Source organism: Luteibacter sp. HA06 (assembly GCF_054061215.1).
The window spans coordinates 181597-196614 of the sequence record NZ_JBSSDZ010000001.1; the positions used below are offsets into that span (position 1 = coordinate 181597).

Annotated in this window: 4 protein-coding genes; 2 read left to right on the top strand and 2 right to left on the bottom strand. The window is 65.2% G+C overall.

All coding sequences use genetic code 11. The features are described from left to right. Positions 1–278: 278 nt before the first annotated feature. Entirely contained in the window at positions 279–9533 is a 9255-nt protein-coding gene (locus tag ACVWWJ_RS00830) for an autotransporter-associated beta strand repeat-containing protein (RefSeq protein ID WP_456966423.1), read from the top strand. Positions 9534–9621: 88 nt separating this feature from the next. Here ACVWWJ_RS00830 and ACVWWJ_RS00835 read toward each other — a convergent pair whose 3' ends face one another. Next, on the bottom strand, positions 9622–10938 hold the full coding sequence (locus ACVWWJ_RS00835) for an epoxide hydrolase family protein (RefSeq protein WP_456966424.1): 1317 nt from the start codon (positions 10936–10938) through the stop codon (positions 9622–9624). Positions 10939–11211: 273 nt separating this feature from the next. Here ACVWWJ_RS00835 and ACVWWJ_RS00840 point away from each other — a divergent pair, with 273 nt between their 5' ends. Beyond that, positions 11212–14211 carry a two-component regulator propeller domain-containing protein gene (locus tag ACVWWJ_RS00840; protein ID WP_456966425.1) on the top strand — a complete coding sequence of 1000 codons (3000 nt, stop codon included), beginning with the start codon at positions 11212–11214 and terminating at the stop codon, positions 14209–14211. A 9-nt stretch (positions 14212–14220) separates the two neighbouring features. Here the strand turns inward: ACVWWJ_RS00840 and ACVWWJ_RS00845 are convergent, their stop codons facing one another. Then, positions 14221–14862 (bottom strand): response regulator transcription factor, encoded by a 642-nt coding sequence (locus ACVWWJ_RS00845; protein WP_200851443.1) that lies wholly within the window; start codon positions 14860–14862, stop codon positions 14221–14223. Positions 14863–15018: the final 156 nt, after the last annotated feature.

The window sequence follows — 15018 nt, forward strand, 5'->3', positions numbered from 1 at the left end:
AAATAGTCGCCGCTGCCGTATTTGTAGAGATATGCAGAAAACGCGCTATCGCCGAAGAAATCGCAAGAAAGCTGGCTGAAACCCATCGCCGGATTTGTGCATGCGTCGCTCCGAGCGCTCGCATAGGCTGACCGCGCACGTCGGCCTCATACACAGGGGGCCAGTCCGGCGTCTCTTAAAGACGTCCTTATTTAGCGACCCAGGTAACTGGCGTCGTGGCTGAAGTGCGGCCGAAATTCCTGGGATCGGGAGTTTAGTCGTGCTTACCCGGGGGTGGTATGAACAAGCGTCAGGTGGCAAGCGTCCGTCGTAATCCGCTACGTAAGGGGATCTATCTGGCCATCGCGTCGGTATTGGCCATGCCTTTACTGAGTGCACCTGCCTACGCCGACTGTACCCAGGCCGGGGTGATCGTCACTTGTAGTGGCGCGACTTCCTTCGTCAATTATGCGTACGCGACAAACGGCGTGACGATCAACGTGCAGCCGACAGGGAACCTGGCGGTGCCGCTTCTGCTTGGGGGCGCAGCACTGACGGCATCCGGTAACGGCATTACGCTGAACAACGCGGGCAAAATCGATCCGTCACTCACGGGTGGGCTGAGTCTCGGTGCAGCGGGCGCTGTGCTCGGTAACGCGACCGTGGGTGGCAACACCATCAACGTCAACAACACCGGCACGATGAACGGCCTGTTCGACGCTACCTCCCTGCTGGGTATCGGCGGCCAGGCGCTCGTGGTGCAGAACGCGACCGGCGGTGTAGCCAACATCACGAACGACGGCACGTTCGGTGTAACGCTGCTTGGGCTCGGCACGATCACGACGGTGGCGGACGCGCCGGCGATCCTGTCCTACGGTGGCGGCCAGACGAACTTCATCAACTCCGCGAACCACACGATCACCGGCCGGATCGGTTTTGCCGCGTCGGGCACGCCCGGCGCCGGCAACACCTTCGTCAACGCCGGCACGATCAACGGCAGCCTCTACATGGGCGACACGGCGACGGGAAACACTTTTACCGCCGTCAACGGTTCGAGCGTCCTGAATAATGGTCTGGGCGTGAACCTCGGCATTATCGGGATCAACGTCAGCCTCGCGGGCGCAGGCCAGGTCGATGGCGGCTTGGGCGCGAACAATCGTCTGTTGCTACAGAACTCTCCGAGCGGAACAGGTTCAGGCACAACGGGTGCAGTCGGGACCATCAACGCCGCGAGCTACCTTCACTTCCAACATCTGGTCGTCAACAGCGGCACATGGAACCTTGTCGGTGCCGCCGTCAGCGGTGACGCCGCGATCAACGACGGCCTCGTCAATTTCGACAATGCCGGTGTGTTCGGTTCCGGCCAGATGACGGTTACAGGTGGCGCTATCGCTTCGTCCACTGCGGGACTGTCGTTGACGAATGCGGTCAACCTTGTCTCGGGACGCCTCGAGTTGGCTGGCACGAACGCGTTCGGTCTCGCCGGCGTGCTCTCCGGCGCAGGCGGGCTCACGGTCACCAACACCGGGGTCGTGACACTGGGCGGTGCGAACCTCTTCACCGGCGGCGTAAACCTCAACGCCGGCGGCCTGCTGCTCGGCAATGCGGGTGGCCTTGGTACGGGCGTATTGACCGTTGGTGGAAACGCAACGTTGAGTACCACGGGTGCCTTCAACGTGGCCAACGCGATTGCCATCAATGGCGGTAGCACGCTGACGCTTCCCGGAACGCAGGCCGTCACGTTGAACGGTGCGCTATCGGGTGCGGGTAACGTGGTCAAGTCCGGCGCGAGCACGCTCACGCTCGGTGGCGTCAACAGCATGACGGGCGGCTTCTCGCTCACCGGCGGCTCGCTGGCCGTCGGGGCCGGCGGCGTACTTTCATCCTCGCAGGCGATGACGCTTGCGACAGGCACCACGCTGGACATCTCCGGCGCTGCTGCCAACCAAAGCATCGGTTCCTTGGCTGGCGCCGCCGGTACGGTCAATCTGGGAGCGAAGACCCTCACCCTCGGCGGCCTCGGCAACACAAGCTACACCGGCATCATCGTCGGCACCGGTGGGCTGATAAAGCAGGGTGCGGGCACGCAGACGCTCAACGGCAGCAACACGTTCACCGGTGGCGTCGCGCTGAATGCGGGCGGCCTCATGCTGGGTAACGCGAACGCACTCGGCACGGGCATGTTTACGGTGGGCGGCACGGCGACGCTCGACAGCGCCTCCGCGATGACTCTCGGCAACAACGTCACCCTCGGCGCGGGCGGCTCGCTGAACCTGCTCGGTGGACAGCCGCTGGTATTCACCGGTGGCATTTCCGGCGCCGGCAATATCATCAAGAATGGTGCGTCGTCGCTCACGCTGAATGGTGCGAGCAGCTTCAGCGGTGGCCTCACCGCGAATGGCGGCAGCCTGGTACTGGGCAGCAACACGGCGCTCGGTACCGGCGCGCTGACCGTCAACGGCGCGGTGACACTGAGCACGCCGACGGGGCTCAGCCTCACGAATGACATGAACCTGGGCGCCGGCGCGTCGTTGAATGTACTCGGCGGCCAGCCGCTGTCGTTCGGCGGCGCGCTTGCGGGTGCTGGCGGGTTGATCAAGAGTGGCGTCTCGACGCTGACCCTGACCGGTGCCAACACCTTTACCGGCGGGGTGAATATCGCTGCCGGTACGTTGGCGTTGGGCGCGGGCGGTTCGCTCGCGGCGACGGGTGCCGTGACCCTGGGCACGGCAGGTGCGCAGTTCGATATTTCCGCGGCGGGTAACCAGACCATCGGTGCCTTGTCCGGCGTAGCCGGCACGGGCATCACGCTCGGAGGTAATGGGCTGACCTTTGGCGATGCGACAAACCAGAACTTCGCCGGCGTCATCTCCGGTACCGGTTCCATCACGAAGACGGGCGCTGGTACCCAGACACTGAGTGGGGCCAACACCTTCAGTGGTGGCGTGAACCTCAACCAGGGTGGTTTGTTGCTCGCGAATGCCGGCGCACTCGGTACGGGCGCGCTGACAGTTAACGGCGCGACATCGCTCGACAGCACCACGACCCTCAATCTTACGAACGCGGTCACCCTGGCCAGCGGCCCGCTGCAGCTCCTGGGCAGTCAGAATGTGACCCTTGGCGGTGTGGTGTCCGGCGCGGGCGGCCTTATCAAGGACGGCGCCTCGGTACTCACCCTGGCCAGCGCCAACACCTATAGCGGAGGCACGCTCGTCAACGCGGGCGGGCTCGTGCTGGGCAACTCGAATGCGCTGGGCACGGGTGCGTTGAGCATCGGCGGCGCGGTGACACTGGACGGAACGGCGGCGCTCAGCCTAGCTAACGCCGTGAACCTCAACGGCGCGAGTGCGCTGACCTTACCAGGCACCCAGAACCTGACACTCGACGGCATCGTCTCGGGCACGGGCAGCCTGACCAAGAACGGCGCGTCGCTGCTGACATTGAACGGGCCCAACACCTTTTCCGGTGGCCTGACCGCCAACGGCGGCGGCCTGTTGCTCGGCAACAGCAACGCGCTGGGAACGGGTGCGCTCAACGTTGGCGGTGCCATCACGCTCGATGGCAGCGTTGCGCTGAACCTCGCGAATAACGTGAACCTGGTGGGAGGCTCGCTGACGCTGCCGGGCATTAACGATATCGCGCTTGGCGGCATCGTTTCGGGCACGGGCAGCCTCACGAAGAACGGCGCCTCGACGCTTTCGCTGAACAACGCAAACACCTTCAGCGGTGGTGTCAACCTCAACAACGGTGGCTTGTCGCTCGGCAACGCCAACGCCCTCGGCACGGGCGCCCTGAATGTCGGTGGCACGGCGTCGCTGGATGCCAGCACCGCGCTTGCCGTGACCAACAATGTTTCCCTTGCCGCCGGTGCGAACCTCACCGAGCTCGGCAGTCATGCGCTCACCCTGACCGGTGCACTCTCCGGTGCGGGCAGCCTGACCAAGAACGGTCTCGAGACGCTGACCCTGACGGGTGCAAACACCTTCACTGGCGGAACGACCATCAATGCCGGTTCGCTGGCGATCGGTGCGGGCGGCAGTCTGGCTGCGACCGGCGCCGTAAGCCTCGCCGGGGCAGGTGCCGGTCTCGACCTCAGCGCGGCGGGTGCGCAGAACATCGGCGCGCTCTCGGGCGTGGCCGGCAGCACCATCGCCCTTGGCGGAAATGCGCTTACCTTCGGCGGTGCGGCGAATCAGACCTTCGATGGTTCGATCAGCGGTAACGGCGGCCTGGTCAAAGTCGGCGCGGGGGTGCAGACGTTCGGCGGCGCAAGCAGCTACAGCGGTGGGCTCGCGCTGAACGCCGGTGGTGTGGTGGTCGGCAACGACACCGCGCTCGGCAGCGGCATCGTGACGGTTGGCGGTGCAGCGACACTGGATTCGAGTGGCCCGGTGACGCTCGTCAACGCGATCGCACTCAATGCCGGCCTCACGGTGTTGGGCAGCAACGCACTCACCCTCGACGGCGGCATCGTCGGCACCGGTAGCCTGACCAAGGAAGGTGCGGCGACGCTGACCTTGAACGGCACGAACACCTATACCGGTGGCACGAACATCAACGCCGGCACGCTGGCGCTCGGCGCGGGCGGATCGCTGACCGGTAGCGGCATCGTGAACCTGGCGGCCAACGCGGTGTTCGACCTCTCGGCCGGTAACGGCACGCAGACGTTCGGCACGCTCACCGGCGCTGGCACCGTCAACCTCGGCGCGAACTCGATCACCATCGGCGATGCGACCAACGGTGTCTTCAGCGGATCGATCGCGGGCACGGGCGGGCTGATCAAGGAAGGCACCGGCACCGAGACACTCACGGGAACCAACACCTTCACCGGTGGCACGTTGATCAACGCCGGCACGCTGGCGATCGGTCTGGGCGGTAGCCTCGCCGCAACGGGCGCGGTGAACCTCACGGCACCGGGCACCGGGTTCGACATCTCGGCCGGCGGCAACCAGGCGATCGGCCTACTGAACGGCGTGGTTGGAAGCACGGTTACGCTCGGTGCCAACACGCTCACGCTCGGCGGTGTTGGCAACAGCGCGTATGACGGCCTCATCGCCGGCACGGGCAGTGTCATCAAGAACGGCCCGGGCGTGCAGGAACTCGGCGGTGCGAACACGTTCAGCGGTGGTGTGACGTTGAATGCCGGCGGCCTGCTGCTCGGTAACAACGGTGCATTGGGCACGGGCGCGCTGACCGTGGGTGGCGACGCGACGCTCGATAGCAGCGCGGCGCTCAATATCGCCAACAACATCGGCCTGACCGGTGGTGCCACTCTCGACCTACTCGGTAGCAACGCGCTGACCCTCGGCGGCACGATCTCCGGCGCAGGCGGGCTGACCAAGAACGGTGCGGCCACCGTCACGCTGACCGGCCCGAATACGTATACCGGTGGCACGACGATCAATGACGGCACCCTGGCTATCGGAGCCGGTGGCAGCCTTGCCTCGACCGGCGCGGTGAACTTCACGGGCACCGGCACGCTGGATATCTCGGCCGGCGGCAACCAGACGATCGGCTCACTGGGTGGCGTCGCTGGCAGCACGATCGCGCTGGGCGGCAGCAACCTCACGCTTGGCGGTGCGACGGATGCGACCTTCAACGGCACGATCGGCGGCAGTGGCGGACTGATCAAGAATGGCGCCGGCGTGCAGACGCTCGGCGGCGCGAACACCTTCTCCGGCGGCGTCACCCTCAACGCTGGCGGCCTGAATGTCGGCAACGATGCGGCGCTTGGCACGGGCGACCTGACGGTCGGCGGTGCATCGACGCTGGATTCCGCCAGCGCCGTCACGCTCGCTAACAATGTGGTGCTCAACGCGGGCCTGACCGTGCTGGGCAGCAACGACCTCGTTCTCAACGGTGACCTCACCGGCACCGGGAGCCTGACCAAGGATGGTGCCGCGACGCTGACCCTGAATGGGGCGAACACCTATACCGGTGGCACCTTCATCAATGCCGGCACGCTGGCGCTCGGTGCGGGTGCGAGCCTCTACGCCAATGGCGTCGTCAACCTGGCATCGAACGCGACCTTCGATCTGTCGGCAGGCAACGGCACGCAGGCCTTCGGTACGCTGATCGGCAGCGGCATCGTGAACCTCGGCGGCAACAACCTGATCGTGGGCGGTCCGACCGATGGCACGTTCAGCGGATCGATCGCCGGCACCGGTGCACTGATCAAGGAAGGCACCGGCACGGAGACGCTCACCGGCACGAACACGTACACCGGCGGCACCATCATCAACGTCGGCACGCTGGCCATCGGCCTGGGTGGCAGCCTCGCCGCAACAGGCGCAGTCACCCTCACGGGCGCAGGCACCGGCTTCGACATCACGGATGGTGGCAACCAGTCCGTCGGTAGTCTGAATGGCGTTGCCGGTAGCACCGTGACCCTGGGCGGCAACGCGCTGACCCTTGGCGGCGTCGGCAATGGGAACTTCGACGGCGCGATCGTCGGTGCCGGCGGTTCGCTGGTAAAGAACGGCGCGGGTGTGCAGGAGCTTGGCGGTGCCAACACCTTCACCGGCGGTGTCACGCTCAATGCCGGCGGACTGGTGGTCGGCAACAACGCGGCAATCGGCACGGGTGCACTCACGGTCGGTGGTGCATCGACGCTGGATGCCTCCAGCGCCGTCACGCTGGCGAACGACGTCGCGCTCAATGCGGGGCTCACGGTACTGGGCAGCAATGACCTGACGCTCGGCGGCGCGATCACCGGCACCGGCGGGCTGACCAAGAATGGCGCCGCGACGCTGACCCTTACTGCTGCCGACACATACACGGGCGGCACCACGATCAACGACGGCACGCTGGCGATCGGCGCGGGCGGCAGCCTGGCGGCCACCGGCGCGGTGAACCTGACGGGCACCGGTGCGTTCGATATCTCCGCGGGCGGCAATCAGGCCATCGGCACCCTCGCGGGCGTGGCTGGCAGCACGGTCGCGCTTGGCGGCAACACGCTCACGTTGGACGCGACCGGCGACACCACGTTCGACGGCGCTATCGCCGGTACCGGCGGCCTCGTCAAGAATGGCGCGGGCACGCTGGCGCTGGGTGGTGCGAGCACGTTCTCTGGAGGCGTGACCCTGAACGCCGGCGGTCTCAGCGTCGGTAACGACGCGGCGCTGGGCACGGGTACGCTGACGGTGGCCGGCGCAGCGTCGCTCGACGTCACGGCCGCGACAACGTTGGCAAACGACATCGCGCTCAATGCGAGCCTCACCTTGCCGGGAAGCAACGACCTCACGCTCGACGGCGATATCGCCGGCACCGGCGGTCTCATCAAGAACGGTGCCGTCACGCTGGCGCTCAACGGCAACAACACCTACAGCGGCGGCACCACGGTCGGTGGCGGAACACTGGTGGTCGGCAGCGACACGGCGCTGGGCACGGGTGGCCTCTCGATCGACGGCGCCACGATCGAAGCCGGCGCCGCGGTAACGCTCGGTAACGCGGTCACCGTTGGCGGCAACGGCGTGACCGTGCAAGGGCCGGACGATCTTTCCTTGAACGGCAGCCTGAGCGGCACCGGCGGTCTCGACAAGGAAGGCACGGGCACCCTGAACCTGGGTGGCTCGCTCGCCGGTTTCAGCGGCGACCTGACCGTCAACGGTGGCATCCTCAACGCAAGCAACCCCTACACCGGCGGCATCTCGGTAGGCGCAAGCGGCACCCTCAACCTCGGCGGTAGCGGTAATGCGGTAACGGTCAACGGCCCGATCGGCGGCACCGTGAACCTCGGCGGCGGCAGCGACATCGACATCGGCTACGGCGATGTGCCCGGTGTCACCGGTACCGTCAACGGCACCGCCCCGGGCTCCACGTTGAACATCACGGGTAGCGGCGAAGCCAGCCTGCCCGGTGGCACGTTCAACGACATCACCAACCTCAATGTCGGCGCAGGTACGTTGTCGATCGACAGCGGCACCTCGGTCACCTTCCCCGGCGGCAGCACGATCGGCGGCACGCTTGTCGTGAACGGCAACCTTGGCGGGCCGGCCACGATCAACACCGGTGGCGGCCTGGTTGGCGGTGGCACGATCGCCGGCCCGGTCACGGTCGACGGCACGGTGGCACCGAGTGGCATTCCCGGTGCCACCGGTGCAGCCGGCGGTACGGGCACGCCCGGATCGGTGCTGACGGTCGGCGGCCTCAACCTCGGTGGCGGCTCGACCACGCATATCCGCACCGGTGCCAACGGCGTTGGCGACAGCATCAATGTCAACGGCGCGGCGACGGTTGGTGGCCAGCTGGTCACGACACCGTCGGCAGGCACATACGCACCACAGACGAGGTACACGATCATCAAAACGACGGGTGGCCTCACGGGTACCTACGCCGGGGTCACGCAGAACACGTTGCCGTTCCTCGATGCGAGCGTGACGGAAGAGGGCAACGACCTGATCCTCACGCTGAGCCAGGCGGGCAGCGGCGTCGGCACCGGCGGCACGCCGTTCGACCAGTTCCCCGGACTCAACGGCAACCAGCAGAACATGGCCGCAGCGCTGCAACACATCGCCACCTCGGGCGGTAACCAGCTGCCGACGTTGCTCAGCTATGTGCGTGGCCTGCGCGGCGACCAGGTGGTCAAGGCGTTCGATTCGCTCACCGGCGAAACCTACGCGTCCGCCACGAACGCCGAACTGAGTGGCCAGAGCCAGTACCAGGACACCCTGTTCTACCGGCTGAAGCTGCAGCGCGATACGGGCGAGCAAGGCTCGGCTGTCTGGGCTGAACCGTATACGTCGAGCAGCACGTTCGACGGTAGTGTCGATGTCGCACATACCGACTACCGCATCCACGGCGTGGTCATCGGTGCCGATGCGCCCGTGACGCCGGACCTGCGTATCGGTGTGCACGCCAACGTCGCCAACTCGCGCACCGAGGTGGATCGTCGTGGGGATTACACCGACCTGGACCAGGCGTCGGTCGGTGTGCACGCGCTCTACTTCAACCAGCAGCAGTGGTGGTTCGAAGGTCTGGCGTCGTACGGCTGGCAGAATGCCGACAGCAACCGCCGCATCGTTGTAGGCGACTACACGCCTCAGGCGACAGGCCACTACAACGGCAAGACGACGAATGCCGCCCTGGAAGGTGGCTACCGCTTCGACCTCGGGCACGCGATGCACCTCGAGCCCTTCGTCGGTGCGTACTACACGAAGGTGAAGTACGACAGCTTCACCGAGAAGAACGCGGGCGATGCGGACCTGAGAGTGGGCCGTAGCGATGCAAGCAGCATGCAGTACGGCGTGGGTGCACGACTGATCGGCGACGTCGACCTGGGTGTGGAAGGCACCCGCCTGCACCCGATCGTGCTGGTTCGTTACCTGCACAACACGAAGGACGATACGGTCACGGTCAACAACGCCTTCGCTGGCGCGCCTTCGGACAGCTTCGTCGTCGAGGGCTCGCGACCGGTCAGCAACCACTGGCAGGCCGGCGTGGGTGTGAGCTTCGACATCACCCCGAAGGCCAGCACCTTCGTCTACTACAACGCGGATATCGCCTCGCACACCACCAGCAACGCAGTGAACCTCGGCGTCCGCTGGAACTTCTGAGCCAACACTATTGTGGGAGCCGCTTCAGCGGCGATTGGAGGTTACGATAACCTGGCAATCGCCGCTGAAGCGGCTCCCACATTTCCTTTTACCGGACCGACTTGAACGCGGCGCGCAGTTCCTCGGCGAAAAGCTGCGGCTGTTCCCAGGCGGCGAAGTGCCCGCCCTTGTTCACCTGGTGGTAGTAGGAAAGGCTCGGGTACGCCGCCTTGCTCCAGCTTTCCGGTGCCTTGTAGATCTCACCGGGGAATACGGTGATCGCGACGGGCACCTTGATCTCCGTGGTGCGCTGGGTCACCGAGCTGAAGTTGTTGTTATTGTTTTCCCAGTAGAACCGTGATGAAGACGCACCGGTATTGGTCAGCCAGTAAAGCGTGATGTCATTGAGCATCTCGTCGCGGCTGAGCACACGCTCGGGCACGCCGTTGCTGTCGCTCCACTGACCGAACTTCTCGTACATCCATGCGGCAAGCCCCGAAGGCGAATCCGAGAGGGAATAGCCGATCGTCTGCGGACGCGTGACCATCATGGCGCCATAGGCGGCGTTGCGACCGAAGAAGGTGCTCAGCTGCTCGTAGGCCGCTTTCTCGTCGGGCTTGAGTTCCGCTGGCGCCGGGTCACCGGCATTGATGCCCTTGACCAGGTTGCCGGGAATCGTCGCCGGCATGTTGAGGTGGATAGCGAGCAGACCCTTCGGCGCCTGGCGAGCGAGCGCATCGGAGATCACCGACCCGTGGTCGCCACCTTGCGACACGTAATGCTTGTACCCGAGGCGCTTCATCAGCACGTCCCAGGCACGCGCGGTGCGCTCGGGGTTCCAGCCCAGTTCGGTCGGCTTGCCGGAGAAGCCGTAGCCGGGAATGGACGGAATGACCACGTCGAAGGCATCTTCCGCCCGGCCGCCATAGGCAACCGGATCGGTCAGTGGCCCGATGGTCTTGAGGAATTCGAAGGTCGAGCCGGGCCAACCGTGCGTCAGGATGACGGGCAGGGCGTGCGGGTTCTTCGAGCGCACGTGGATGAACTGGATATCGACACCATCGATGTTGGTCACGAATTCCGGCAGCGCATTGAGCTGCGCTTCGGCCTTGCGCCAGTCGTAGTCGTTGCCCCAGTACTTGACCAGTTCCTGCACGCGAGCGAGCTGGATACCCTGCGATTCGTCCTTCACGACCTCCTTGTCGGGCCAGCGCGTTTCGGCAATGCGGCGGCGCAGGTCGTCGAGCTGCTCCTGGGGCACGTGGACATGGAACGGGCGAATGCTTTCATCGACCCGGGTCGTTGCCGTGGACGTGCTCGGCGTCGCGTCGAAGGCGTGCGCAGGCTGGGCGTAAACCGAAGGTGCGAGCATCGCGAAGCCGACGGCGACGGCGAGGATGCGTTTGGCGAAGTGGGTCGATGACATCGTCGTTCTCTCCTGAGTGGGGGTACGAGTTCACTCTAGGCGCCGCACTTACCCCGCTCGTGTCCGCAGACCGGCGCTTTTGCATCAGCACGTATCCAGATCCGGTCGGGATACAAACCGCTACAAACGACCCGGCAGGCCTCGCCCCCTGTGGGAGCCGGTTCATCGGCTATGCTCTCTTGTGCAAAGGCCGCTTAAGCAGCAATCTGGCCCGAGGGCGCCCATGCACGGAACCTGGGTAGGTCAAACGGTCCAGGGGGTGGGGTGGATGCCATGAATGCGTCACTGCGTGCGTCACGGTGGCTGGGCGTCCTCGCCGCGCTGTTGCTCGCCGGTTCCGCCGTGGCTGCCCCGCCACTTTCGCTCGGCAGCTATCAGCACACGGCCTTCCAGAAGCAGGACGGCGCCCCGGGCGACCTCGCCAGCATCGTACAGACGGCAGACGGCTTCCTCTGGATGACCGGCACCAAGGGCGTCACCCGCTTCGACGGCGTCACCTTCCAGCCATTTCGACCGCTTCCCGGCGAGGCCTTCCGGGCGGCGCAGCTCAACAGCATCTTTCCCGCGGAGGGCGGCGGTCTCTGGATCGCCAACTCGGACGCGGGCCCGACACTGCTGAAGGATGGCCATCTCAGGCACTTTGACGATGCCAGGGGCATCGCGGTCGGCATCAACGGCTTCCTCGCCGATTCCCAAGGAGGTGTCTGGGCCACCTCCCCGCAGGGACTTATCCGCTTCCGCGCCGGTGCCTGGGAAATGGTCGAGCCCAATACGGCCGATCGCCTGATACGTCGCGCTGCCTTCGACAGCCATGGCGCCCTCTGGGTATCGGGGGGCGGAAAGCTCATGGTCCGCCTGCCCGGCGCTGAGGGCTTCGTCGAGGTGACGGGCGGCCCGGACAAGCCCCGCGCGCTGTATATCGAACGCTCCGGTCGCATTTACATACCGACGAGCACGGCCCTGCACGTTTACCGCGCGGCAGGTGCATCGCTCACCGAGACGATGGCTCCCCTTGCCGTGCCGGCGACCACCGTGAGGGAAGACGGCGAAGGCGCCGTGTGGATAACCAGTACGACGCGCGCCGTGACCTTCGTCTCACCCGAGTCGATGCGACAGGCGGAAGCCGCGCATACGGAGCCGGTGGCAGAGTTGATGGGTCACGCCGAGGGCCTGACCGGCAGCTATGCCTGGCCGCTGATCCAGGACCGCGAGGGCAACATCTGGGTAGGCACGCAGAACGGTGTGGACCGTTTCCGGCGCTCGGCCTTTACGACGATGAAGCTTCCCGACGGTATCCACGAGGTGTCTGCCGCGGTCGACGACGAAGGAACGGTCTGGGTCGGAAGCGAAACACATTCCCTGCTGCGCCTTGCGTCCCCCGCGTCATGGGTGGAGACCGGGATTCCCCGTCTTACGCTGGCGACGTACTTCGACGCCAGCCAGGACACGGTCTGGGCAGCCACGCCGGACTCGCTATGGTCCATCGCGAAAGGGTTGCCCGTCCGGGTGACGGCCCTGCGTGAGAACGCGACACGCGCGGCCACTAATTGCATTGCCAGCGACAGCAAGGGTCGTGTCTATGTCTGCACCGGGCACACGGACCACAACCTCCTGCTATGGGACGGTAGCGCCTGGACCGACGTCACGACGTTGAGTCTTCGCCCCAAAGTCATTGCCGTCGCTGGTGACGACAGCCTCTGGGTTGGCGCGGCGGGCGAGCCTCGCCTCGCACGCATCGCGCAAGGCGTGGCGACGACCTTCGGTGAGCAGCAGGGGTTGCAGAAAGGCGTGATCAGGGTGGTCGATGCCGAACCAGGCGGCGTCTGGATCGGTGGCGACGAAGGCATCCAGCACTTCGATGGCAAGCGTTTCACGTCCGTTGGTGCGCTGGACGACGATGCGTTCCAGACCGCGACAGGCCTCGCAAGGGATGCGGATGGCAATCTCTGGATCCAGACACTCGATGGCGTGCGTGAAGTGGAAAGCGGCGACCTGGCCAGGGCGATCGCGGCGCCGGCGACGTTCGTGCCTTACCGTTCGTTCGACGCAACCGATGGCCTGCCGGGCGCCCCGGATCCGGACCGCACGCTGCCAACCCTGCGCCGAAGCGTCGACGGCACGCTCTGGGCGCAAACAGCATCGGGTCTGGCATGGTTGAATCCCCGGCAGATCCCCTCCAACCGCATCTCTCCGGCGCTCTATATCGAGGACGTTACCAGCGGTGACGCGACGTTTGCGGTCGCGCAGTCGACGGTGACACTGCCAGCCAACATGCGCAGCTTCCGCGTGGCCTATACCTCGCCCATGCTCAGTCGCCCGGACCGTGTCCGCTTCCGTTATCGCCTTGTTGGCTACAACAACGCCTGGCAGGATGCGGGCTCGCGAAGGGAGGCGGTCTTCACCAACGTCCCGCCGGGTACCTATCGTTTCGAGGTCAGTGCGAGCAATGAGAACGGCGTGGTCAGTGCGACGACGGCGAGCACAACGATCGTCAGGCGAGCCGCGTACTACGAAACGTGGTGGTTCCGCGCGCTGGGCATCCTGCCCGTGCTGTTACTCCTCTGGCTCGTCTACGAGCTTCGTACGCGGGCCCTCACACGCAGGCTGCGCATCCGTGCAGAGGAACGCGAGGCTGTTGCGCGCGATATCCACGACACCCTGCTGCAGCGATTCCAGGGAACGATGCTGACGCTGCAGGCATGGGCCATGGATCAAAGCATTCCGGGCGACCGTCGTGCCGAAATGCAGGAGATGTCAGAGCAGACGCGCGATGCGCTCATCGAAGGTCGCGAACGCATCCTGCTGCTTCGCCGTAACGAAGATCATGGGCTGGCGCTCTACGACCAGATAGCGACGGAAGGTCGTCGCCTTCAGGCTTCGAACGGCATGGGTTTCAAACTCGAGGCAACCGGTACGCCGCGGGAACTCGCTGAAGAATGCCGCAACGAACTGCACGACATCGCCTTCGAAGCGCTACGTAATGCGTTTACCCACTCCCACGGCAACAACGTCACGCTGATCCTGACTTACGAAGAAGACGCGCTGTGGATGGTCGTCACCGACGACGGTGCGGGTTTCGATGAGTCGCAGGTTTCGCGGGCCCGTGAGCAGGGCCACTTCGGCTTACTTGGTCTGCGCGAGCGCGTCGCGCGCCTTGCAGGAACGCTAAGCGTAGAATCCGGGCCGGGTGAGGGCACCGAGCTGCACATCAAGCTCCCGGCGCGTACGGCGTATGCCGCGTTTCGTCGGCGGTGGTGGTCGCGCCTTCGTTAAGACGCGTCGCTACGATTCAAGGAATCCGCGCTGGACGGCGATCATGACGGCGTGTGTCCGGTCGAGCGCACCCAGCTTGGCCATGATGCTGCGCATGCGGGACTTCACGGTGTCCTCGGAGACGAAGAGTGCTTCGGCAATCGCTTTGTTGCTCTGACCGGCGGCGGCCAGCCGAAGCACGCTGGTTTCCCGCGACGTGAGGTTTTCGGAGCCGGCGTGCCTGGCTATTTCATGGGCCACTTCAGAGGCCACCACGTGGCGCCCGGACACCGACGCACGGATCGCCTTGATGATTTCCTCCAGCGTGGCGGACTTCAAAAGGTACGAGGTGGCACCGAGCGTCAGCGCATGCATCACGCGCGCATCCCCCGGATAACTGGTCAGGACAATGAGCACCGCGGTGGGAAATTCCGCCCGGATGGCGGCGATGGCCTGCAGGCCGTCCACGTGGGGCATCTGTAAATCGAGCAAAGCCACCGTGGGTCGCAGGGCGCGATACAGGGCGATAGCCTCCGCACCGTCGGCTCCCTCACCGACCAGTTCCATGTCGGCTTCCTGGGTAATCGCCGCACGAAGGCCGCGCCGCATGATCGGATGATCGTCGGTGATCACTACCCGGATCTTCTGAGGCGGATCGATCGGCTCGGTCACGTAGATCTCCCTGTTCACATCCCATCTTGTGAACAACGGCGCCTGCGTTCAATACCCAAACGGATGATTCTTGCTAACGGGGTAGCCGGGCATGACACGAAAGTGTGAGTGCCAAATCCACGATCGGGTGGGTAGCCAGGCCCGAATGAGGATGCC

Excerpts from the sequence above, each read along its gene's own strand:
- ACVWWJ_RS00830 (WP_456966423.1), top strand. The coding sequence starts at position 279 with ATGAACAAGCGTCAGGTGGCAAGCGTCCGTCGTAATCCGCTACGTAAG.
- ACVWWJ_RS00835 (WP_456966424.1), bottom strand. The coding sequence starts at position 10,938 with ATGTCATCGACCCACTTCGCCAAACGCATCCTCGCCGTCGCCGTCGGC.
- ACVWWJ_RS00840 (WP_456966425.1), top strand. The coding sequence starts at position 11,212 with ATGAATGCGTCACTGCGTGCGTCACGGTGGCTGGGCGTCCTCGCCGCG.